Here is a 23161-nt window from a genome sequence, read left to right on the forward strand (position 1 = left end):
GGCTAAAAGGTGTGTGCAACCGGAGTGAAAGTGATGCCGGTCTGTGTGATTTTGGCCGACTGTTCACACAGGCTCAATTTGCTCGTTTGGCAATTCGAACTCGGTCGTCTCCACGGCCGCCAGTACCTGACCATCAGGTTCGTGATGGTGTCTTTCACCTTACAAAGGTTTAACCGCGAGCGAGACTGTATCTTGGACGAGAGGAGCCATGGATTCAGACGACACCGACGAGCACCGGGTCGACGAGGGCACTGGACGACCACACGGAGAGAACGACACCGGTGTCAGCACGGACGAGACAAACTCACGCCCAGCCGACAGCAGCGACGACGAACTGCGCGCCACGGCTGCCGAGGAAGTCGACCAGCGCATCGTCGACCTGCTCTCGTGGATCCTCGACACCGAAACCCGCGCAAAGATCTACGTCCACCTGCTCGCAAACCCGGCCAGCACCTCCGAAGAGGTCGCCAAAGGGACCGGCCTCTACCCGAGCACCGTCCGCGAAGCCCTCGCAGAACTCCACACGGAAGACCGCGTCACCCGACAGAAACGAGCCAGCGAGGGCGCGGGCAACAACCCCTACGAATACACCGCCATCCAGCCGAGTGAACTCGTCGGTGGCGTCGTCGACCAGGTACAGCAGGAACTGAACACGATTTTCACGCTCGATCGCGTCCTCGACCGGTCGACCGAGGGCGATGACGAGACTATCGACGGTTCCGAACCTGTCACGATCACAGTCGACAATGACGACGAACAGGAGCCAACGGCCCCCGGAGACGAACGGACAAGCGAGTCGACCGACGACGACCACGATAACGACCACAATCACGACTACGACTCCTCCGAGTAAGGTGAGTACGGACACGCTTCGCATCGTCAACAGCCGCAGGCTCTCCCGCCGTTCCACCCTTTCGTTCGATACTGCCCGCTCGTCTCACTCGGGTAGTGTGCCCACTCGACCACAACGCGACGCACAACCCCGTTCTTCCCGTCTACGCCTCATTCTCGAGTTCAAGTACGGCCGGCCGCTCGAACTCGAGGTCACGATCGATAGCCCGGACCGTCGTCGTCGGCCAGGTGTCGGTCGTCGTCAGCACGCTGAACTCGTCGGCGGTGACGAGCACGGTGTCTTCGCTTTTCGCGCCCTGGACGGTCGGGTTCCAGGCGTAGGCCATCGGCTCTGCGACCGGTGCCTCGTGGTCCGGCGTGGCGATCCACTCTCGGCCGGCGAAGCCGGCAGCGCCGCCTTGGTGGTGGTGCTCCCACTCGCCCGCGTGACCGACTGCCTCGTAGGCGTGTTGGATCGATTCGAAGACAGCGCCGGCCGTGCCACCGGCGTTGGCTACCTCTTGTGTCGCTGCGAGCGCCGTGGCCTCGACGCGAGCGGCTGCCTCGTGGCGATCCGCGAGCCACGCCGGCGGGTCGAATGCGACAGTCCGGGTACAGCTCGCGTGCAGGCCGGCTCGTTGTGCCGTCACCGAGACGAGTGCGTAGTCTCCAAGTACGGCATCGGTCGGCGTGTAGTGGCGATACTGCTGGGCGCGCGTTGCGCCGCCGACGAGGACGACCGGGGCCTCGATGTCGCGGGCAGACAGCGCAACTCGCAGTGCCGAAGCGACCTCGCGCTCGCTGTCGTCGGCGCGCAATTCCCGACAGACGGATTCGACGGCGGCCGCCGTCTCCTCGCCGAGCCGCCGGTAGCGCTCGCGGTCGCGTTCGGTCAGCGGTTGGCGCAACGGCGTCGGATCGATCCGATCCAGGCCGGGAACGTCGATATCGGCAGCAGCGTCCTCCCCGGTGCCGACGCGAGCGGCGATCGCATCGGTGAGCGAACCGGTGTACCAGTCGAACTGCTCGACGGAGACGGCATCCGTGTCGAGGTCGGGAAGCTCCTCCGCCGCGATCCGATTGGCTTCGTTGTTCGCCGTAACGACCCGTAGCACCGTTCCGTCATAGCCCACCGCGGCAACGCCGGTCGGTGCCTCGCGGTCGATGACGCTATTGCCGCCCGTCAGCCAGGCGAACGAGTTCGGCTCGGCGAACCACACCGAGTCGAACTCGTGGGTGGTGAGATAGGTGTCAAGTCGCTCGCGTTTGTCCATGCGGGGTGCTGGCGTGGCGGGGTCTTGAATGCGGCGGACCCTTTCGGCGGGCGACAGAGACCGAGTCTCGTGTACGAGGAGCGTACGCGGGTGCGAGCATCGACATGTGGAGGCGATCGCCCGGAGCGAAGCGATATACAGAATGCAGACACTAGAGTGGCCACTGAAAGACAGTCCACACCTACTCGCACAGCTATCGTTCGATTCGTGTGGAAACCGTTTCAGTCGTTACTATCGAGACGGAACTCGACGGGTACGTGTTCGGGCGACTTTGACTATGGCTGACTCGGGCAATGTAAGTACGGCTGGTCCTAACTCCCGCTATCCGTGTCGTCCGACAGTCAGACCTCCGACGTGAGACCTCGCTCGCTGATCGCTCGGTTCGGCTTTCGACACCTGCTCGCGGCGACGCTCGCACTCGTTGCGGGGACGATTCTCCTCGGGATCGCTGCGAAGGCGACGGGTTCGGGACTCGCCTGCCAGCAGAACTGGCCGCAGTGCGATGCCGGGCCGTACAACCTGCTGCCGGCGAACCTGCCCAGTTTCTACGAGTGGTTCCACCGGTTCGTCGCCATGTTCGCCGGATTCGCCATCATCGGCTCCGCGATTGCTGCCTGGCGCAGCCCGACTGTCGACCGCCGAGTCGCAGCGCTGGTCGTTCTCGGGATGGTTCTCACGCCGGTTCAGGTCTACCTCGGTCGGGCGACCGTCACCCAGTACACGATGGACATCCTCTCCCTGCACTTCTGGACCGCAATTCTGATCTTTACGATGTTCGTCGTCGCGACGACGCTCGTCTGGAAGAACTCGCTGTCTACAACCCACGTGCGCGGCGCACTCGGCATCGGGTTGCTTGCCCTCCCGGCACACGTCGCCCTGAGTCCGACCGATCTCGGGATGGTGACCGAGTACACGCCGACGATGCAACTCCTCCAGTACGGCGTGACGCTGACGCTGATCGCCGCAAGCATCGTCGCTACCATGACCGGGCGCTGGCGATACGATGACCGCACGCTAGTCGGACTGCTCACCGGAACGACCGTCCTCGCGCTCGCCGTCGCCTACCTCGGTCGCCGCGCAGTCATGACGTACAGCCCAGTGCTCGATCAGTTCTACGTCGTCCTCGCCACCGCGCTGTTGCTCGCGTTCGCCGCAGGAATCTACCGCAGTGGACAGTAGTCCGCTCCTGTCGCCGTCACCGCGGCACTATTGCCGTTCGACGTCGCCTCTCTCTTATAAATAACTTCGATACCTAACGGAACCCTTCTTGTAAGTCCACGTGAATGTATGCGTGCGAATAATTTAGTAATGAGTCTCATCGCAACCGTCGCCGTCCCCGCAACGGCGTTCCCACTCGGATCGCTTCTCGACACCGCGTCCGCCCCCGAGGCGACGGTTTCTATCGAAACGACGATTCCGACCGGTGACGGTCTCATCCCCTATCTCTGGGTCCCCGCCGCTATCGCCGACACCGTCGTCGCCACGCTCGAGACGCGGTCAGTCGTCACCGACGTCTCCGTCCTCGACGAGTTCATCGAGACGGTCCTCGTGGAAATCGAGTGGACCGACGACAGCAACGGGATTCTCGCCTCGATTCGGGAGAGCGATGCGCTGGTGACGGATGCCGTCGGCACCGCAGATCGCTGGACGTTCCGACTCTGGTTCCCGTCCTACGATGCGCTCTCGCAGTTCTACAGGGACTGTGTCGACTGCGAGATCCCGATCGAACTCGTCCGTCTCCACGAGGCCGTCGGCCCGACCGGCGACGACCGATTCGGGCTGACCCAGCCACAGCGGAGCCTCATCGTCGCCGCCTACGAGGCGGGCTACTTCGACGTGCCACGCGAGACGACGCTCGTCGAACTCGGTGCCGAACTCGGAATTTCCGACTCGGCGGTTTCACAGCGGCTTCGGCGCGGGCTCTCGACGCTCATCGGGTCGACGCTCGCTATCGAGCCACACCAATCGACGCAGTCTCAGTCCTGCCAGCAATCGAGTGTCGACCCGACGCTGCACACTGCCCGGCCGCTGGATGGCGGGTCCGAGTATCGATATGACGAGACAGCGCCGTCCGCCGACGGTGACGGAACCCACGATGGCAGCCAAACCGAACCCGAACCGACTACGGATCGACCCGAAAGCCGAAACGGGACGGACTGAACGCGACTACGGGCGAACTGAACGCCGGCTGCAGGGCCGGAGACGCCGGTCACGGCCAGCCCGCAGCCACAATCGCGGCCGTTATGGGACTCAGTCTCCTTTCTCTATCCGTGCAAACCGTCACCGACAGGACGAGTAACCCGTTCGGACTCAGACCACCGTTCGACCGCACCGGCGCAGACGACCGAACGGCCGTCTTCGGCTACGGTGACGCCAACGCCGATTTCCACGTTATCGGCGACTATCCCGGCGTCCACGGCGGGAAACGAACCGGCGTCCCGTTCACCGAAACCGAGGCCGGCCTCGCAATCCAGACCGCCCTCCGCGACGTCGACCGTGATTTCGCGACGGGGCCACGGGAGCAGCCTGAACTCGACAACTGCTACTGGAGCTATCTGCACATGTGCTGTGTACCGGATGGTCACCGGCCGACCGAACAGGAATACGCGGATCTCGAGCGATACTTCGATGCCGAATTACGGGCGATCAATGCGCACATCCTGCTGCCGGTCGGCGAACGAGCGACCGATCACGTCCTTCGGGAGTACACGACACAGCGCCGGCGCGTCGATCTCGATATGCCGGCGCTTCACGCCAGCGACCTCCGCGGTCGCGGATTCATGGTCATTCCGATCAGGAACCCCGTGGAGTGGGAGGACGGCGATCAGGCGGCGCTCGTGGACAAACTGACCGCCGTTCTCGAGAGCGACTACCGGCAGACCAAAGGCGTCGCGACGCGGGTCGGATAGGCCGTTAGCGGCCGAAATGCTTTCTGATCGTCGCCCGCAGCGGCAATCCGAGTCCGCCGACGACCGGCAGCACGACGAAGGTGACGAGTTCAACCGGTAGCGTCGCGGAGCCGGTAGCCCCGAGAGCGAAGCCACAGAGCGGGGCCAGGACGGGCAGGACGTACAGGTACGAGGGCGTCCAGCCCGGCCCGCGCCTCGTGTGGCCGACGATAACGGTGAACAGGAACGGCATCAGCACCGCGCCGGCGAGCAGCGGGCCGCCGACGAGCGTCGTCGAGATGGCGAGTGCGATCGAGAGCAGGATCGTCTCGTCGATCGACACCGGGTCCCAGGACTCCTCGCGCCAGCCGAGACGCACGGCCAGCAGCGCGAGGAGCACGACGCCGACGAGGCCGGTCAATGCGGCGTACCACTGCACCGGCTCGACCGGCGGCGCGACGAGTTCGGATCTGACGATGAACTCGGTTCCAGTATCGATGCCGTAGCGACCGCTCGTGATGGCCGTCCAGAGGCCGTTCGGATCGGGGCCGATAGCGAGCAGGTCTGTCCGGAGCGTTTCGAGTGCGGTTCGGTTGCCGAGCGCGAAGTCGCCGAGGCCGAGCGCGTAGATGAGCACGGAGAGCCAGAGCAGCGTGAGCCCGAATCGTTGGCGACGCCACCAACGGGCGACGGCGTTGTTTCGGAGCCGCCGGAATCGGGTCGCTTGTTCGTCAGCATTCGAGTCTGTGCCCGCGTCCATTTCCGTCCTGGCGTCGGCTCGAGCGGTTTCCGAACGGGTCTCGGTCCCAGTCCCTGAGGACGAGGACCGACGCCGCTTCCGGCGCTGGTTCGCCCCCGTCCCAGTCCCGGTCCCAGTCGACGCCGAACTCGTCGTTCCACCTGACGACTGACGGGTTCCGGTACTTGACCCGCCTGTCTTTGAGCCCGTACTCCCCCCAGTTCGCGATGCGCTCGCCCCCGCATTCTGCGTCGTATTCGAACGCGACGACCCTGAACTCGAACCGGTACTCGACCCGGACGAACGTGCCGAACTCGCTGCGTTCGACGAACTCGTTTGCGACCGCGATGTCGACTTACTCGAGTTCGAGGAATGACCGGTTGAGCGGCCAGTCGTGCTCGAGGAGCCAGTGGACGACGAACGAGTGCTCGAACTCGACGTAGCGTCGGACCGCGAACTGGTGCCAGAACTGCGGTTGCTCGTCGTCCGGTTACTGCGGCGGTTGCCATCGCTGCTACTCGTCCCTGTTTTCGTCTTCGTTCGCTGCGTTCGTTTTTGCTTCGATCCCGTGTTCGTCCGCGACGAGCCACTCCTCGTTTCACGGCTCGAGTTCTCGCTCGATGCAGTCGCTGAACTCGTGTCGTCGGCATCGGTATCAGTATCGGCCCAGATATCGGGCGAGGGAATGCCGCTCGTCCGCTTTGCGACGTAATCCTTGTGTCCGAGACGATCGTAGGCCTGGCGCTCGACCGGATCGCTGAGGATTTCGTAGGCTTTCTTGACGGCGACGAACTGCGCCTGTGCGCGGTCGTCGTCGTTCAGGTCGGGGTGATAGACGCGGACCTGCTCGCGGTAGGCCTCCTTGAGTTCATCTTGGGAGGCGTCGGCAGAGAGTTCGAGAAGGTCGTAGAAATCCTCAGTCATAAACGATCGAGAGCGTACTGTCTAGAGTGGCGTTATTCGTGAACTGTTATAATATCAGTGTTCTCGTTGTTCGTTTTTTCTTATTAATGGTGTGTTGTTTCAAACACATACCGAGACGATGACGAACTACAGAAAATCACTCAAAAGAGTCTGTCCGACGGGTACAGACGCGCCTGGGGAGGAGTCACCACTATCGGATAGGTGGGTTTCGTCCTGCGCACTGGTTTCATGATGCATATCAGTCGTCTCAGCAACCGTTTCGGGTTCCGTTTTCCGCGCTGATTTCGACGGAGATGGTGACGGTGTCTCATCGGCTTTCCCACCGTCGTCACCATCATCACTATCGTCACCATCGTCACCGTCGTCCACCGCGGGCTGTTCCCGCTCAGTGGCGGCGACAGCACCCTCCCACCCGTCGAGACTCGTCTGATCAGCCGTCGCGAACTCGAGATTGGCCACGCGAACGCCGAGTTTCCGGACGGGTTCCGTGTCGAACTCGGTGAAGAGTTCGCGCGCGATCCGGTCGACGAGTTCGGGGTCGTCGACGGGCCCGGGGAGCGACCGGGCCCTGGTGTTGACATCGAACGGCGGGAGGACGGCCTTGACGCCGACGGTTCTGTACAACGCGCCCTCCCGTTGCGCACGGTCGGCGACGGCTGCGGCGAGGGTTTCGATCTGTTCGTATTTCGGGTCCGGATCGGAGACGGGGTCGGCGAAGGCCGATTCGCGGGAGAAGCTCTTCGGATCGCCCTTCGGTTCGACGCGGCGGTCGTCCTCGCCGCGCGCGCGGTCGTACAGTTCGCGGCCGCGTTCGCCAAAGCGGTCGACGAGCGGGTCGGGGTCCGCTTCGGCGACGTCGGCGGCCGTTTCAAGCCCTATCGCTCGGAGTTCACGCGCCGTGACGGGACCGACGCCGTGAAGCAATTCGACATCGAGCGGGGCCAGAAACTCTCGGACCTCGCCGGGCCGGACGACGGTCAACCCGTCGGGTTTGTCGAAGTCGCTTGCGATCTTGGCGGCGCTCATCGTCGGCGCGACACCGATGCTAACGTCGATGCCGACTTCGCGTCGAATGCGATCCTTGATGTGGCGAGCGAAGCCGTCCGCGACCTCCCAGGCGGTTCGCTCCGTCACGTCGAGGTAGGCCTCGTCGATGCTCACTTCACGGACGGTCTCCGCGCAGTCGTGGAGGATCGTTCGAACGTCGGCGGCGACGGACTCGTAGTAGTCCATGTCGACGGGGCGGTAGTAGCCGGTCTCTTCCCGTTCGAGTTCGGGATCGTGGTCGTCCCCCACCGGCGAGAGCGCAGCGCGGCGCGGCAGGTGCTCGAGCGCCGTCGAGATCGCCTGTGCGCTTTCGACGCCGAACTCGCGGGCCTCGTAGCTCGCCGTCGCGACGGCCCCGACCGTCTCGCCGGGTTCGTAGCCCATACCGACGACGACGGGCGACTCCTGTAAAGCAGGCTCGCGCAGGCGCTCGCAGGAGGCGTAGAAGCAGTCGGCGTCGACGTGGAGAACGATGCGGTCGGTCGTCTCCGCGGCCTCGACGCCGGGCAGTTGCGGCCCGTCAGGCATTCGTGTATTCGTGTAGAGGTAGGAGCGGGGAGTTGTGAACGTTGCGTCCGCCGCTGGTTGTTCGTCGATCGGGTCCGGCTCAGTTGTAGCCGCGCCAGCGGTGGCCACACTCGGTACACTTGAAGAATCGCGTCGGCGGCTCGTCGGCCGAGGCCGTCTGCTTCAGTGTGTACCAGGCTTCTTGGTTCCCACACTCGTCACAGACGATGTCGGTCGCCTTCGGCTTGCCCTCGAAATTCGCGTTCGCGTCGGACTCGATGACGTCGTCGTCGGTCTGGGCTTCGGTCGTGACGAACTCGTCTTCGCGCTCGCGGTCCCGCTCGCTCGTCGCACCGCAGTTCGCACAGACCATGCGATCGCCATCCGCCTTCATCATCGAGCCGCAATCGTCGCAAAACTGCATACTATCGCGTACGAACGCACGCGGCAAAAGCCCCTCGCCTTCCCGCAGTCTGCCATTTGGCGTTTCGATCAGCCGACCTGTATTCTGGCACCCGCTCCTGACGAAGCGGCACGCGAAAGCATGACCGAACCGCCGAGTTCACGATCTGCGAGTGCGTTCTCGGCCGCAGCCACCGCCTCGTCAGCGTGCTCGCGGTCGGTGATGCCGTAGACGACCGGCCCCCACGAGGACTGGCCGACGCCGGAAAGCACCGGACAGCCCTCGAGTTCTTCGACGAGTTCGCCGGCGGGCGGGCGGAAGACGCCGCCCTGGGCATCGGCGTACCACGCGCCGTTCTTGTGGCCGATCTCGCGGACGGCTTCGCCGAAGGCTTCGAGTCGGCCGGCGGCGGCCGCGGGGAGCAGTTTTCGGGTGACAACGCCGGCGAGTTCGTCCGCGATCGCGGGGTCGGCGCGTTCGACGACGGTGCGCATACTCTCGTCCTCGTCCTCGCCGCTGCGGCCGGGTTCGGCGTCGGGAACAACGACGAGAAAGCGCCAGTCGTCAGGCAGGTCGTGGCGGGCGACGACCGGGGGAACGGTCCAATCGCCCTCCTCCGGCGGGGCGGTCGTGAATCGATTCGTCGGGTGGCCGGCGTCGACGACGAAGCCGCCGTTTTCGAAGGTTGCGACGCCGACGCCGCTGCGGCCGCCGCGGCCCATGGTGGGTGCGCGGGAACGGATTTGCGGGTCACAATTGTGATTGTGATCGTGATCGGGGTCGTGATCGTGAACTCGAGCGGTCGCCGCGAGGATCGAGAGGGCGAGTTGCGTGCCGCTGCCGAGGCCGACGTGACGAGGGAGTTGCTCATCGACGGTCAGCGAAACGCCGGGAACGCCGAGGATATCGACGGCGCGGCTCGCGTACCGCCGAACGAGGGGATCGTCGGCGACGACCTCAGTTGCGCGGGTGGCGACGACGGTGACGCGAGGTTCCGCGAGGCCGATACCGATACCGCCGTAGAGGCGCTCGCGGGCGAGCGAGAGGTTCTGAAAGCCGACGTGGAGTCGAGCGCCGGCGCTGACGGTCACCCTGTCCGTGTCCGTCGCTGACGACGAGGGCGCGGGCGTGGCCGGGTCGCTCGAGTGCCGCATGGAAGTCGTGTCCATTGTATGGGTGGTTCCGGCAAGGGGGTTTCGACGCTGGCAACGCCTGACGGCAGTGCCGAAGCGACGAGAGAACCGGAGACGGTCGTGGACTGCTGTCGAGCGTTCTGTGGCCGTAAACAGCGCCCAGCGATCTCACTGCCGGTGAGTCGGACTTCGAGAGAAAGACTCGCAGATCAGTCGGATCCGCGGCAAACGCGGTCGCTATCGTTCCGGCGATCCATACTCGACGTGAACGGTCGGCGTATTCGGCGATTCGGACGCCGGAACGCCGTTCCAATCGACGACGTGGATGTTCGCCATCTCGCCGGCGAATCGGAAGCGCTGGACACCGACGTCGATCGTTCCCTCGGCGACCTTTTCGGAGACGATTGTCGCCTCCGCGACCGGGTCGTCCGCGAGCATCTCGATCTCGCCGTCGACGGCGATCTCGAACGTCGAGGGGACGCCGCGTCCCACGATCGTGACGAGGTTCGGAAACTGTTCAGCTGATTGTACGCTCGTATCCTGTGATACCGGATCGTCGCGTGCCATGCTTCGATGAGCTAAACGCCAGGATATAAGCTTTCTTCCTCCGGAATCGTTCAAAATCCGTGACCATCAGGCGTAGACGACTTCATTCGTCCGATCCGCCGCTTCGCCGTCCGGCGATCCACGCACTCGCCGCTGGAAAGAACGTCCGAGAAACGGTGACTTATGGTTCCCCGCCACAAGGTCCGAGCATGAGCAGCGACGAGTTCGACTACGGCAAAGACGAGCGCCTTCGGAGCCGCGAGGTCACCGAAGGTCCTGACAAGGCACCCCACCGCGCAATGTTCCGCGCGATGGGGTTCGACGACGAGGACCTCTCCTCGCCGATGATCGGCGTTCCGAACCCGGCAGCGGACATCACGCCGTGTAACGTCCACCTCGACGACGTCGCCGAATCGGCCCTCGACGCTACCGACGAGGCCGGCGGCATGCCCATCGAGTTCGGCACGATCACGATCTCGGACGCGATTTCGATGGGGACCGAGGGGATGAAAGCGTCGCTCATCTCGCGGGAACTCATCGCCGACAGCGTCGAACTCGTCACGTTCGGCGAGCGCATCGACGGGCTCGTCACCGTCGCGGGCTGTGACAAGAACCTGCCCGGAATGATGATGGCCGCGATCCGGACGGACCTCCCCTCCGTCTTCCTCTACGGCGGGTCGATCATGCCGGGCCAGCACGAGGGCCGGGACGTGACCGTCGTCAACGTCTTCGAGGGGGTCGGCACCTACGCCGCCGGCGAGATGGACGCCGATGAACTCGACGACCTCGAGCGCGACGCCTGCCCCGGGGCGGGCTCGTGCGGCGGGATGTACACCGCGAACACGATGGCTTCCCTCTCGGAGGCGCTCGGCCTCGCACCCCTGGGAAGCGCGTCTCCGCCCGCCGAGGACGAGGAGCGCTACGAGGTCGCCCGCCGCGCGGGTGAACTCGCCGTCGAAGTCGTCGAAGAAGACCGCCGTCCCTCCGATATTCTCACGCGCGAGTCCTTCGAAAACGCCATCGCGCTCCAGACCGCCGTCGGCGGCTCCACGAACGGCGTCCTCCACCTGCTCGCGCTCGCCCGCGAAGCCGGCGTCGACCTCGACATCGAGGACTTCGACGACATCTCGCGCCGGACGCCGAAGATCGCCGACCTCGCCCCCGGCGGCGACCGCGTGATGAACGACCTCCACGAGATCGGCGGCGTGCCGATCGTCATCCGCCGCCTGCTCGAAGCCGACCTGTTCCACGGCGACGCGATGACCGTGACCGGGCGGACCGTCGCGGAGGAACTCGACCGACTCGACCTGCCGGCCGACGACAACGTTTCCGCGGACTTCCTCTACCCCATCGACGATCCCAAGGAGGACGAGGGCGCGATCAAGATCCTCTCGGGCAACCTCGCCCCCGACGGCGCGGTGCTCAAGGTCACCGGCGACGACGAGTTCTACCACCAGGGGCCGGCCCGGATCTTCGAGGACGAGGAGGGTGCCATGGAGTACGTCCAGGAGGGTCACATCGAGAGCGGCGACGTGATCGTCATCCGCAACGAGGGACCCAAGGGCGGTCCCGGTATGCGCGAGATGCTCGGCGTCACCGCGGCCGTCGTCGGCGCGGGCCACGAGGACGACGTGGCGCTCATCACGGACGGGCGCTTCTCCGGTGGCACGCGCGGCCCGATGATCGGCCACGTCGCCCCCGAGGCGTTCGTCGGCGGCCCCATCGGCCTACTCGAAGACGGCGACGAGATCACGGTCGACATTCCCGACCGGACGCTCGATGTCGACGTTGGAGCGGATGAACTCGCGACGCGCCGCGAGGAGTGGGACCAGCCGGATCCGGCCTACGACAACGGCGTGTTAGCGAAGTTCGGTCGGGATTTCGGCTCGGCGTCGAACGGAGCGGTGACGAATCCGGGGCTTAAATCCGACATAGACGAAGCGTAAGCACCGTCTACCGGCCGCTCCCCCTTCTATTTCCTGCACGAGATTTTCCCCGAACTATCACCGAGGGACGAGTAGATGTACAAGTACTGTCTCGAGTGTGACTGGCAGTTCGATACGGCGGGCGACCACACCGAGGCCGAGATTTCGAAACGCGCAATCGAGCACTTCGTCGAAACGGGACACACTGTCGATTCACTCCGCTTGCCACCGCCAGTCGTGCGCAGAAATTGACGCGACTGGCTTCCCTCTGGTGGGCTTGTACGTTGTGCACTGCCACCGCGGCCGCCTGCTCTCAGCGAGCAGCGATCGGGCGGGTGACTGACTGCTGACTGCTTACGGCTGACTGCTTACCGCTTACCCGCGACGGTCGAGAATTCGCTCGATAATCAGCCGCGTCGAAAGGAGTTCATCCTCGTGGGCGGGGTCGCGCCCGCTCGCACGCTCGACCGTACAGTCGATATTCCGCCGGTCGAGTTCAGCCTGGATCGCCGCCGGGTCGTGGTGTTGGTCGTGGCCGAGGACGATGACGTCCGGGTTGATCCGTTCGATCGGGACGAAGATGTCTTCTTCGTGCCCGAGGAGGGCCTCGTCGACGGGTTCGAGTGCGTCGACGACATCGCGTCGCTGGGCCGCCGAGCAGATCGGCGCTTCCTTGTGATCGACGTTTGCCTTGCGGGCGACGATCACGTACAGTTCCTCGCCCATCGCGGCGGCCTCTTCGAGATAGTGGACGTGACCCGGATGGAGAATATCGAAGGTGCCCTGGGCGATGACCGTTCGAAAACTCGTCTCTGTGTTCGAGCGGCTGTTTCTGTCGGTGTCTCGGTTCGTGTTCGTTCCCCCATCCGTATCCGTACCCCCGTCCGCGTCTGCGTCCGTATCCGATCGTGAATGTGCTCGCCGCTCGTCCGACTGAGATGCTGAGTCTGTCATACGTCCGTAGCTTGCTCGGCTCGTTGCCGTTTGTCGTGCGTGGTCTGTCGCGGTCGTCCGCCGTCGTTTCGTCGGTGCTCGTCGCCTTCAGCCATCGGCTGTCACCGGAGTTCCTCGTCGATATCCGCCTGCGTGAAATCGAAGAAGTCCTCGGTCTCGGGCAAGTCGACGTCGATCACGTTCAGGGTCGTTCGCTTCCCCTGCGAGTCGAACGCCTTCCAGTCGTGTTGGCGGTACGGCGCGCCGATAATGATGTGGACGCTGCCGCGACCGAAGGTCTGTAGATCCGCACTGCTCGGGCTGATAACGCCGTTCGGGTGGGAGTGAACGCTTCCGAGTGACTTCACGTCGTTCGGAATTTGGCTCGTCTTGACCGTCGCGCTCACGCTGTTGGATTCGGTCCCCGGCACCACGAGAACGTCCGTGATGACGAGTCCGTCCTGCTCCAGTCCCAGTCGCTCCGCCTCGGTTCCTCGCAGAAATCCCATATACTCGTTCGGATGGGACGCCTCCGAAGACTCCATGGCGAACTCGAGGGTTTCCTCGGCGATACCGAGGATCTCGTTCGAGCGAAACAGCGCGTCGAGCAGCCCCATATCACCTCCTGCGGCCTTGCGGTTGCTAAACGTTCCGATGCAGCGGCTCCTCCCGATTCCAGTACGATCCGTTCCCACACCACACCCCGAAGACCGTCCGGCAGTCACTCGCCGGCGTTGTTACTACTCGCTACAACCGATAGAACCCGATGAACGTCGTCTTCTGCGGCCCTGCGGGCAGTCCGAGACTGTCGTCGCTGCTTGACAAGGGTTATACGCGGCCATCACTAACCCGACATTCAAGATGACACGTGAGGCCGCCGGGGTCCCCGGCGACGACGACGGGGATTCCGTCGTCTACGATCTCGATGCTGACTGTACCGCAGACGATGTCGAACGAAACCAGCCCTATCTCGCCGAAATTAACGGCATTGTCGACTATGGCGTCTTCGTTGATCTCTCCGAAAGCGTCTCCGGACTCGTCCACGAGTCCGTTCTCGAAGGCACCTACGCCGTCGGCGACGAACTCGTCGTCGAACTCGAAACCGTCCGGGATAACGGCGATATCGCCTTCGAACCCGCCGACATCGATGTCGAGGGTGACGAGTATACCGTCGAAGGTATCTCTCACGACTACACGCTGACCGGAACCAACCGCCTCGAGAGTTCGATCGGCGAACAGATCCACGTCGAGGGCGAGGTCGTGCAGGTCAAACAGACCGGCGGCCCGACCATCTTCCACATCACCGACGAGTTCGGCGTCGTCCCCTGTGCGGCATTCGAAGAGGCCGGCGTTCGCGCCTATCCGCAGGTCGAAGTCGGCGACGTGGTCCGCGTTACGGGGACGCCCGAACACCGCGAGGGATCGGTCCAGATCGAAGTCGACGGGCTCTCGAAACTCGAGGGGGAAATCGCCGAGGAAGCCCGCGAGCGACTCGATACCGCACTCGAAGAGCGCGCCAAGCCACACGATGTCGACTCGCTGATCGACTGGCCCGCGTTCGAAAAGCTGCGACCGAACCTGGAGGAGGTCGCAACGTTGCTTCGCCGGACGGTACTCGAGGGCCGCCCGATCCGCGTGCGCCACCACGCAGACGGCGACGGGATGTGTGCTGCCGTCCCCGTTCAGATCGCACTCGAGCGGTTCATCGCCGACGTTCACGAGGACGAAAACGCGCCCCAGCACCTCATAAAGCGTCTGCCCGCGAAGGCCCCGTTCTACGAGATGGAAGACGCCACGCGGGACTTGAACTTCGCGCTCGAAGACCGCGAAAAACACGGCCAGCAGCTCCGCTGCTCCTGATGCTCGACAACGGCTCGACGGCCGAGGACGTGCCGGCCTACGAGGCGCTGACCCACTACGACATTCCGATCGTCGCGATTGATCACCACCACCCCGATCCCGACGCTGTCGGCGACCTCCTCGACGCCCACGTCAACCCCTACCTCCACGACGAGGACTACCGGATCACGACGGGCATGCTCTGTGTCGAACTCGCCCGGATGATCTACCCGGACATCACGGACGAACTCCGCCACGTCCCCGCCGTCGCCGGTCTCTCGGACCGCTCGAAGGCCGACGCGATGGACGACTACATCGAACTCGCTGCCGACGAAGGCTACGACGAGGATCGGCTGCAGGACGTCAGCGAAGCCCTCGACTACGCCGCCTTCTGGCTGCGCTATAACTCCGGCGACCAACTGATTCAGGACCTGCTCCAGATCGACAGCGACGACGAGGAACGCCACCGCGAACTCATCTCGTTCTTCGCCAACCGCGCCCGCGAAGAAGTCGACGAACAACTCGACGCCGCCATGCCCCACCTCGAACACGAGGACCTGGACAACGGTGCTCACCTCTACCGGATCGACGTCGAAAACTACGCCCACCGCTTTACCTATCCCGCACCGGGCAAGACCACCGGCGAAATTCACGACCGCAAGATCGAGGAAACCGGCGACCCCGTCATCACGGTCGGCTACGGCCCCGACTTTGCCGTCCTGCGCTCCGACGGCGTCCGCCTCGACATCCCGCAGATGGTCTCTGAACTCGAAGACGAAGTACCGGGCGGCGGCGTCTCCGGCGGCGGCCACCTCGTCGTCGGCTCGATCAAGTTCGTCAAAGGCAAACGCGAGGACGTCATCGACGCGCTGGTCGAGAAGATGGAAGAGGCAGAGATCGACGAGGCGCTCTCGAGCGCAGCGCCGATCGACGACGACTAACTCCGGTCATCCGGCGCGCCGATTTGCGCCTGCAGCTTGCCGTTGAAGAACTCGTTCCAGAATAGCGGTCGTAAAACGCGGATTTCTCTCTTTCTCTCAGTCCGATCCGTGACGGGGCGTGAACCCGCAGTCTACACACTCGAAGGAGTCGTAGCTGACCGCGAGTTCACCGGCGCAGGATGGACAGCGGTACGTCGTGTCGGTATCGCGTTGGGTGATTGCCATGGTTGGAGTCGAGGGATCAGCACCAATAAGCGCACCTATTATGGAGACTGAAGTATCCAGTGACATTAAAACACATACGTCATTCGGTATCGAGCGGACTGTCGGACGGTCCCACTGGTGGATCGAGTTCGCAAGCCGGGACGCGCCGAGTCTCTAGAACTGGTACCGTCGCTCGTCGTCCATCGTCGGATACTGGTCCGCGCCGGTCATCTCGTCGAAGGTCATCCCAGAGAGGTACTCGTCGTACGTGACATCGAAGCCCGAACGGAGGTGGAAATCGAGCGATTCGGTCTCGACGCTCGACTGAAAGAGCATGTGGATCGCGCGCCGAACGAGTTCGTCCGTTTCGTCGGGTTCGAGCGCCGTTTCGAGCATCGCGAGTTCGTTTCGGGTTTCGCGGTCGAGCGAGACGGTGAGATCGTCGTCGAACTCGCTGTAGGAGTCTTGCATTGCCGCGGAGAGGTCGTCGAGGCTCATAGCGGGTGGAGGTGTGCCCGCTGGAAAATCTTTTCGTGGTGTCGTCGGCAGCGAGTCGGCAGCGAGTCGGTAAGAGTCAATGGAAGTCGAGATCGGGTTGGAATCCGGAATCGGGGCTGGAATCGCCGTCGGCAGACGAACTCGAGTTCACTCGCCGAGCCGTCGCGTTGCAGCATCGTGAACGCGTTCGAGCACGACAGGGTTGTCGCTCGGCCGGCCGACGCTTACCGCGTCGGCCCCGTACTCGGCGTACTCGCGTACGGTTTCGTCGTCGCGGACGCCGTTGTTGGCGATGACGAACAGGTCCGTCGCGGCGGTGATATCGCCGATGACCGACTCGGTGTCCATCGCGTCGACGTGGACGAACGAGGCCCCTGCACGCTCGAGTTCACGAGCGAGTGCCGGCAGTTCGACGCCGGGAACCTCCGCGCGGACTTTCGTGCCGACGGTGACACCGGTGGCTGCGGCCGCCTCGACGTAGCCGGTGAGTCGCTCGCGGTCGGCCAGTAACGTCTCGCCGCAGCCGACGGCGCAGAGTTCGTCCTGTCTGCAGTGGGCGTTGATCTCCAGGAAGGCGTCGTGGCCGTCACAGATGCGAGCCGCCTCGACGATCGGGTCCGGCGTCGCACTGCGGACGTTGAACGCGGGCTGGATCGGTGCGTCCGCGAGGTCCCCGAGTTCGCGGTCGATGAAGGCGAGCGGATCGTCCGGGATGAACTCGGTGCGGTCGCGGGCGACGAGTTCTCGCGCCGCTGCTCTGGCGTCTGCGTCGAGGGCGATGCCACCGAGGAACGCGGCCCCGGCGTATTCGGAGCCGGCGCGTGCCCAGTCGGCGTTCGATTCGCCGCTGAGGCTGGCGAGTGCGAGCGGAGGCGTGAACATCGTGACTCAACTGACGATGTCGATCGCTTCGGCGACCGCACGGATAACTCGTCTGGCATCCGCTTGGGAGTCGATTCGGATGTCCGTCTGAATCGTCGGGCGGTCGAACTCGGCGTCGTCGTCCGTGTCGATCACGTACGCGTCGGCGAACGGATAGGCGGTCGCGAGTCCCGACGTGCTCGGCTCCGCGTTGACCGCCTGCATCAACTCGCCGGCCGGCCCGGAGAAGGCGTCGTCGCCGAGGAACGGGGAGACGACGACGACCGTCGTCTGGGCGAGTGCCTCCGCAAACCCGGGCAGCGCGAGCATCGGCCCGATACTCGTTACCGGATTCGACGGGCCGATAACGACGGTATCGTCGAGCGCCTCGAGCACGCCCGGCGCTGGCTCTGCCGTGGACGAGCCGCGGAACTCGACGGTATCGACGGACGGCTCGCCCCGACGGCCGACCCAGTACTCCTGGAAGTGCATCATTCCCTCCGGCGTGTGGATAAGACTCGCAACGGGGTCGTTACTCATCGGCAGGAGGTCGACGTCAAGTCCGAACGCGTCGGCGAGTCGCGCGGTCGCCTCGCTCAGCGTCTGCCCTTGATCGAGGAGACTCGTCCGCGTGATGTGGACGGCTCGGTCCCTGTCGCCGATCGTCATGAACTCGGCGACCCCGGAAAAGCGCCGCCAGTTCGCGAGTTCACGGCCGGCGGTCTGTTTTTCCGTCGGAAGATACTGCGGTCCCTCGGGAAGGTCGGCGGCCGAGGCGATGTCCATCAGCGCCGAATTGGTTCGATGCGTGTCGTCGTCGATGCCCCACCATCGCTCCCGATCGAGAATCCCACCGCCCTGAAAGAGCAACGTATCGACGTCCGGCGAGACGAACAGTCCGCCGAGTTCGATGTCGTCGCCCGTGTTGGCGACGATCGTCGTCTCCTCCGGTGAGAACGCGACGCCGGCACCGTCTAACAATTTCGGCGTTCCGGTGCCCCCGGAGAGGAAGGTAACCATATCCCAGACTCTCGCCTGTGAGTACTTAATCACTTGTGGCCACGGCCGTGGTACCATTGCTCACGGACCGTGCCGACGACGCGGCGAAGACGGCTATCGATTCCAGGGCGCTTCGTCGGAATCGACCACCCGCTCACCGCGATCGAGTTCGTTGATCTCGCTGAACTCGTCCTCGCTGAGATCGATCTCGCGCGCCGCGTAGTTCTCGCGGATGTGGTCGCCGGTCGCTTTTGGGATCGGGACGACGCCGTCGCGCTGGCAGTGCCAGGCGAGCGAGATCTGGATCGGATCGGAATCGTGGGCGGCTGCGATCTCCTGGAGCGTCTCGCTCTCGGCGAGTTCGCCGCGGGCGATCGGGCAGTACGCGACCGTCTGTATCTCTCGTTCCCGAGCGATTGAGACGAGTTCGTCCTGCTGGAGCCACGGGTGGAGTTCGATCTGGTGGGCGAGAAGCGGCGACTCGAGGGTGTCGACGGCTTCGCGGAGGAGATCCGGGGTAAAGTTGCTCACGCCGACGTGGCGGGTCAGTCCCTGTGTTCGGGCCTCGTCGAACGCCGGCAGGGTGTCTTCCGGGTCGTAGGCACCGGTCGGCCAGTGAACGTACAGCAGGTCGACGGTATCGACGCCGAGGCGGTCGAGGCTCTCGCGGGTCGTCTCGAGAACGTCGTCGCCGGCCAGGTTCGAGGGGTGGACCTTCGTCGCGAGGAAGAGCTCGTCGCGGTCGACATCGGTTTGCTCGAGGGCGCGACCGACGGCCCGTTCGTTGTCGTACATCTGAGCGGTGTCGACGTGTCTGTAGCCCGTTTCGAGCGCCGTGAGGACGGCGTCGGTACAGCTCTCGCCGTCGTGGCCGGACGTGCCGAACCCCGGCTGTGGAAGTCGTGTGGGTGGTGACATGTTCGACCGTACGCCGAGGTCGTACTCGGGCGTGGGGGAACCGGCAAATGGGAACGGGAACGAGAACGAGAACGGGACGGGAACGAAAACGAGCGTTAGTCGCCGATCCAGTCCGCGAAACTGCCGTCGAGAAGCGTCTCGCGCTGCCGGTCGACGTACCGCCGTTGCATCGTTTCGATCGCCGTCTCGAGATCCGCACCGTCCGCAACCGCCGCGCGAACCTGCTCGCGTTTCCACCGTGCCGGCGTCACCCGCTGACGGACGCGCCGGCGCAGCGGGTAGAGGTACTTCGCCGCCTGCTCGTCGGTCAGTCCACGGGTGGTCAGGCCGTCCTCGGCATGTGCGAGCAGGTCGTCGTAGAGCGCCAGCGTGTCCGTCGTTTCCTTGCCGTCGTTCGTGATCCAGACCAGCTCCGCATCGAGTCCGTCGCGCATCGCGGCGTAGAAGTTCTCGCGGGCGGTCTGCCAGTCGAGTTCGTGGACGGGGTGCTCGAGTTGGACCAGACTCTCGAGCAGGCCGGCGAAGGCGGCCAGGAAAGAAATGGAGTCTCGAACCGTCGGCTGGGCGGGAATCGGCCTGAACTCGATGCGCGCGTTCGCGGCCGAGCGCGTCGGGCCGCCGAAGACGGGGCGCACCCAGCGCCAGTAGGTGCCGTGCTTGCGCCGGAAGTGGGGGAACTGGTCGTCGAAGCGCTCGCCGGCCTCGACGGGCATGGGGACCATCGTGTCGTCGCTGGCAACCCGGTCGATCGCCTCGTCGACCGATTCGAGATCGTGTGGGAATCGAACCTTCCCCTCGCCCGTGTTCGGGTCGTTCAACACGGTCTCGAAGACGCTAATGCGGTGTTCCCTCCAGCCGTCTTCGAGGATGTCCGCGGCGGTCGCCCCGTCGTCGTAGAGATCCGCGGGGAAAAAGGGCGAGTTCACGCCGAGCGCGAGCAGCGGGCCGGCGGTTCGGACGGCGTAGTTGAAGTACGCGGGGAGGTCGGGCGCGTGGGGGACCTGGTAGTGGGGCTGGATCGACGTGATGAGGCTCTCGGGCATGACCGTATCGGCCCGCAGCGAGACGTGCGGCGCGTCGATACGCATGCCGGCCGCGTCGGCTCGATCCGTGTTGGCCATCGCGTGGTAGCGCGCGGAGTCACTCATGTTCGTCGCTGCACGGATCGACTGCGCGTTGCCGTCCACACTATCGACGGTGCGCTCGACGCTGTCGGTGAGGTACGTCGTCGCATCCTCGCCTTCCGGCGGAATCGTCCAGAGGCCGTCGCTGACCAGCCGCATCCGATCGGACTTGGTCACCTTCAGCGCCGTCTGCAAGCGTGCTTTGACCTCGGACTCCTGAGCGGCGAGTCCGTGGACGTTCAACGGCTGTGGACTGGTCGTCATCTCGGCGTTGTGGAGTCCGAGTTCTTTCTCGAAGCCGATGAGTTCGAGCAGGCGACGGGGCACCCGCCGCAGCGCGCAGTCGTCGTCCTTGATCGCGTAGAACTCGTACTCGAGGCCGACGATCGCCTGGGGGTTGTCGAAGACGCCGTCCTCGACTTCCTCCTTGATCACCTCGGCGTCGGCTTCGGCTCGCTCGCGAAAGCCGTCGGCGTCGACCGACAACACGTCCGCGACCCGCGCCGCGAGGTCCGCTGTTGGCATACCTCCCTGTGCGAGCGCGACCGGTTTAAAGGTCGTCCTCGACCCTGCACGCTCGGGTGGCTGTCGTGACCGCTCGGGGGCCGAGACCACGGCGGATACGTTTGAACGCTATCCGCTAGCAAGTCGAGATTGTCACCGGTAGTCGACCGGTCTCAGAACCGTTTTAGGCACCCCGGCGATAGACACCGCCGATGGAGTTCGCCACGTTCGCCGACCGTGTCGCCGCGATCGACGCCGAATCCGCGGACCTCGAAATCGTCGCCCACGTTCGCGATCTGTTTGCAGACGCCGGCGACGACCTCCCCGTCGTCGCTCGATTCGTCCAAGGCCGCGTCTTTCCCGCCTGGGATTCGACCACGCTCGACATCGGTCCGAACACCTGCTACGAGGCCATCGCCCGCGCGGCGGGGACGAACGTCGACGCGGACGACGTGGAGAAGCGCCTCGCAGAGCGCGGCGAAATCGGCGACGTGGCGGCGAGTTACGATTTCGGCGGCCAGCAGGGACTGGGCGCGTTCACCGGCGGCGGTGGCGATAGCACCGGCAGCAGCGGCGGCGACCTCACCGTCCGCGAAGTCGACGACACGCTCACTGAACTCGCGGCCGCCGAGGGCGCGGGCAGCCAGGACCGAAAGGTCGACCTCCTCTTCGGGCTGTTCAACCGTTGTTCGAGTTCAGAAGCGCGCTACCTCGCCCGCCTCGTCCTCTCGGAGATGCGCATCGGCGTCGGCGAGGGAACGGTCCGGGATGCGATCGCCGAAGCCTTCGACGCCCCCGAGGACCGCGTCGAACGCGCCCTGCAGGTTTCGAACGATTACGGACAGGTCGCGCAAGTTGCCTGCGACGAGGGCGTGTCGGGGCTGGACGAGATCGAACTCGAACTCGGCCGGCCGGTTCAGGCGATGCTCGCCCAGGCGGGGACCGTCACGGACGCCCTCGAGGAGTGGGACGAGGCCGGCGTCGAGTGGAAGTACGACGGGGCTCGCATCCAGTTACACCACGATCCGGACGGCCAGACGCGCGTCTTCTCGCGGAACATGGAGGAAGTGACCGACGCGCTGCCGGAGGTCGTCGAGTTCGCCGCGGAAACGCTCGACGAGCCAGTCATCCTGGACGGCGAAGTGGTTGCGATCGACGAGGACGAGAATCCGCTGCCGTTTCAGGAGGTGCTCAAGCGCTTCCGGCGCAAGCACGACGTGGCGAAGGCTCGCGAGGACGTGTCGGTCCGTCCGGTCTTCTTCGATTGTCTCCACGCTGGGGGTACCGACCTGCTCGAAGCGCCGCTGACGAGCAGACACGAGCGTCTCGAGTTGGTGCTCGCCGCTGGGCCGGGTCAGCCTCAGGACCGGGATCAAGACCAGAACCAGGACCAAGATTCCGCCGAGATCGACGGCCTCTCGCTGCTGTGGCTCACCGACGATCCGGACGAGATCGAGGCTATCGACGCCGACGCGCTCACAGCCGGCCACGAGGGGATCATGCTCAAGAACCCCGAGTCGGCGTACTCGCCGGGCCGGCGCGGAAAGAACTGGCGAAAACGCAAGCCCGACGTGGAAACCCTCGACTGCGTCGTCACCGGCGCGGAGTGGGGCGAGGGTCGCCGGGCGACCTTCCTCGGCACGTTCGAACTCTCCGTGCGCGACGGCGACGACCTCGAGACGGTCGGGAAGGTCGCAACCGGAATCACGGACGAGAAACTGGAAGAGCTGACCGAACTACTCGACCCCCACATCGCCGCCGAGGAGGGGCAGAACGTTGAACTCGAACCCGCGGTCGTCTTCGAGGTCGGCTACGAGGAGATCCAGGCGTCGCCGACGTACTCATCGGGCTACGCGCTTCGCTTCCCGCGATTTGTGGGCGTTCGGTACGACAAGGATCCCGAGGGGGCGGACACGCTCGAGCGGCTCCGGAACCTGCAGTAGGCCGTCAGGACACCGTCTCGAGCGGCTTGCGTTCGTCGTTTTCCGCGAGTTCAATTTCCCGAATCGTGTTCTACGACTATCGAATAAGTACGACTGTCGCGTGTGAACGCTAGTCACTACCGTTCCGTGCGAGACCGTCGACACAGGTGAGCACCCTTAAGAGCCACGACGAACAGGATT

General features: G+C 64.6%; 21 protein-coding genes and 1 pseudogene. 8 read left to right on the forward strand and 14 right to left on the reverse strand.

What is annotated here, in order from left to right; translation table 11 throughout:
• Positions 1 to 208 precede the first annotated feature (208 nt).
• The gene (locus tag C484_RS03055; protein ID WP_006824503.1) at positions 209 to 853 is read left to right on the forward strand and encodes a helix-turn-helix domain-containing protein; all 645 of its coding nucleotides are present in this window, start codon (positions 209 to 211) and stop codon (positions 851 to 853) included.
• A gap of 142 nt (positions 854 to 995) precedes the next feature.
• Here C484_RS03055 and C484_RS03060 read toward each other — a convergent pair whose 3' ends face one another.
• Entirely contained in the window at positions 996 to 2105 is a 1110-nt protein-coding gene (locus C484_RS03060; RefSeq protein ID WP_006824504.1) for a M24 family metallopeptidase, read from the reverse strand.
• Positions 2106 to 2432: 327 nt separating this feature from the next.
• Between C484_RS03060 and C484_RS03065 the strand changes: the two genes are divergently transcribed.
• The 3 genes from C484_RS03065 to C484_RS03075 all read left to right on the forward strand — a co-directional run bounded on the left by C484_RS03065 (position 2433) and on the right by C484_RS03075 (position 5014).
• A complete protein-coding gene (locus tag C484_RS03065; RefSeq protein WP_006666338.1) occupies positions 2433 to 3284 on the forward strand; it encodes a hypothetical protein in 852 nt (283 codons plus the stop codon).
• A 129-nt stretch (positions 3285 to 3413) separates the two neighbouring features.
• A complete protein-coding gene (locus C484_RS03070; RefSeq protein ID WP_006824505.1) occupies positions 3414 to 4265 on the forward strand; it encodes a helix-turn-helix domain-containing protein in 852 nt (283 codons plus the stop codon).
• A gap of 83 nt (positions 4266 to 4348) precedes the next feature.
• Positions 4349 to 5014: a uracil-DNA glycosylase family protein gene (locus C484_RS03075; RefSeq protein ID WP_006666340.1), complete on the forward strand. Its 666-nt coding sequence runs from the start codon at positions 4349 to 4351 to the stop codon at positions 5012 to 5014.
• A 4-nt stretch (positions 5015 to 5018) separates the two neighbouring features.
• Here C484_RS03075 and C484_RS23860 read toward each other — a convergent pair whose 3' ends face one another.
• The 5 genes from C484_RS23860 to C484_RS03110 form a co-directional block, all read right to left on the reverse strand.
• Positions 5019 to 6656 carry a J domain-containing protein gene (locus tag C484_RS23860; protein ID WP_193364798.1) on the reverse strand — a complete coding sequence of 546 codons (1638 nt, stop codon included), beginning with the start codon at positions 6654 to 6656 and terminating at the stop codon, positions 5019 to 5021.
• A 126-nt stretch (positions 6657 to 6782) separates the two neighbouring features.
• Positions 6783 to 8231: a DNA polymerase Y family protein gene (locus C484_RS03095; protein WP_049915007.1), complete on the reverse strand. Its 1449-nt coding sequence runs from the start codon at positions 8229 to 8231 to the stop codon at positions 6783 to 6785.
• A 79-nt stretch (positions 8232 to 8310) separates the two neighbouring features.
• A complete protein-coding gene (locus C484_RS03100; RefSeq protein ID WP_006824510.1) occupies positions 8311 to 8634 on the reverse strand; it encodes a transcription factor S in 324 nt (107 codons plus the stop codon).
• Between the two features lie 68 nt (positions 8635 to 8702).
• The gene (locus C484_RS03105) at positions 8703 to 9767 is read right to left on the reverse strand and encodes a beta-ribofuranosylaminobenzene 5'-phosphate synthase family protein (RefSeq protein ID WP_006824511.1); all 1065 of its coding nucleotides are present in this window, start codon (positions 9765 to 9767) and stop codon (positions 8703 to 8705) included.
• 216 nt (positions 9768 to 9983) lie between these two features.
• The gene (locus tag C484_RS03110) at positions 9984 to 10313 is read right to left on the reverse strand and encodes a hypothetical protein (protein ID WP_006824512.1); all 330 of its coding nucleotides are present in this window, start codon (positions 10311 to 10313) and stop codon (positions 9984 to 9986) included.
• Positions 10314 to 10501: 188 nt separating this feature from the next.
• Here C484_RS03110 and ilvD point away from each other — a divergent pair, with 188 nt between their 5' ends.
• Both ilvD and C484_RS23535 read left to right on the forward strand, forming a co-directional pair.
• Entirely contained in the window at positions 10502 to 12238 is a 1737-nt protein-coding gene (ilvD, locus tag C484_RS03115; protein ID WP_006824513.1) for a dihydroxy-acid dehydratase, read from the forward strand.
• 75 nt (positions 12239 to 12313) lie between these two features.
• On the forward strand, positions 12314 to 12469 hold the full coding sequence (locus tag C484_RS23535; RefSeq protein WP_006666350.1) for a hypothetical protein: 156 nt from the start codon (positions 12314 to 12316) through the stop codon (positions 12467 to 12469).
• 123 nt (positions 12470 to 12592) lie between these two features.
• Here C484_RS23535 and C484_RS03120 read toward each other — a convergent pair whose 3' ends face one another.
• On the reverse strand, positions 12593 to 13171 hold the full coding sequence (locus C484_RS03120) for an adenylyltransferase/cytidyltransferase family protein (protein ID WP_006824514.1): 579 nt from the start codon (positions 13169 to 13171) through the stop codon (positions 12593 to 12595).
• Between the two features lie 101 nt (positions 13172 to 13272).
• Positions 13273 to 13767, reverse strand: coding sequence for a Mov34/MPN/PAD-1 family protein (locus C484_RS03125; RefSeq protein ID WP_006824515.1), 495 nt, complete (start codon positions 13765 to 13767; stop codon positions 13273 to 13275).
• 244 nt (positions 13768 to 14011) lie between these two features.
• Between C484_RS03125 and C484_RS03130 the strand changes: the two are divergent.
• Positions 14012 to 15930, forward strand: a pseudogene (locus tag C484_RS03130) (DHH family phosphoesterase).
• A 96-nt stretch (positions 15931 to 16026) separates the two neighbouring features.
• On the opposite strand, the gene C484_RS24540 reads toward C484_RS03130, so the two are convergent.
• The 6 genes from C484_RS24540 to C484_RS03155 form a co-directional block, all read right to left on the reverse strand.
• A complete protein-coding gene (locus C484_RS24540; RefSeq protein WP_006666354.1) occupies positions 16027 to 16155 on the reverse strand; it encodes a hypothetical protein in 129 nt (42 codons plus the stop codon).
• A gap of 153 nt (positions 16156 to 16308) precedes the next feature.
• Positions 16309 to 16632: a hypothetical protein gene (locus C484_RS03135; protein ID WP_006824516.1), complete on the reverse strand. Its 324-nt coding sequence runs from the start codon at positions 16630 to 16632 to the stop codon at positions 16309 to 16311.
• Between the two features lie 147 nt (positions 16633 to 16779).
• Entirely contained in the window at positions 16780 to 17514 is a 735-nt protein-coding gene (locus tag C484_RS03140) for a tRNA-dihydrouridine synthase (RefSeq protein WP_006824517.1), read from the reverse strand.
• Between the two features lie 6 nt (positions 17515 to 17520).
• Positions 17521 to 18513 (reverse strand): 2-phospho-L-lactate transferase, encoded by a 993-nt coding sequence (gene cofD / locus C484_RS03145; RefSeq protein WP_006824518.1) that lies wholly within the window; start codon positions 18511 to 18513, stop codon positions 17521 to 17523.
• Positions 18514 to 18606: 93 nt separating this feature from the next.
• Positions 18607 to 19410, reverse strand: a complete 804-nt coding sequence (locus tag C484_RS03150; RefSeq protein ID WP_006824519.1) for an aldo/keto reductase — start codon at positions 19408 to 19410, stop codon at positions 18607 to 18609.
• A 95-nt stretch (positions 19411 to 19505) separates the two neighbouring features.
• On the reverse strand, positions 19506 to 21059 hold the full coding sequence (locus C484_RS03155) for a hypothetical protein (RefSeq protein ID WP_006824520.1): 1554 nt from the start codon (positions 21057 to 21059) through the stop codon (positions 19506 to 19508).
• A 191-nt stretch (positions 21060 to 21250) separates the two neighbouring features.
• Here C484_RS03155 and ligA point away from each other — a divergent pair, with 191 nt between their 5' ends.
• Positions 21251 to 22981: an ATP-dependent DNA ligase LigA gene (gene ligA, locus C484_RS03160; RefSeq protein WP_006824521.1), complete on the forward strand. Its 1731-nt coding sequence runs from the start codon at positions 21251 to 21253 to the stop codon at positions 22979 to 22981.
• The last annotated feature ends 180 nt before the right edge of the window (positions 22982 to 23161 follow it).

The sequence above is a fragment of the Natrialba taiwanensis DSM 12281 genome, from assembly GCF_000337595.1.
In the GTDB taxonomy this organism is placed as follows: Archaea; Halobacteriota; Halobacteria; order Halobacteriales; family Natrialbaceae; genus Natrialba; species Natrialba taiwanensis.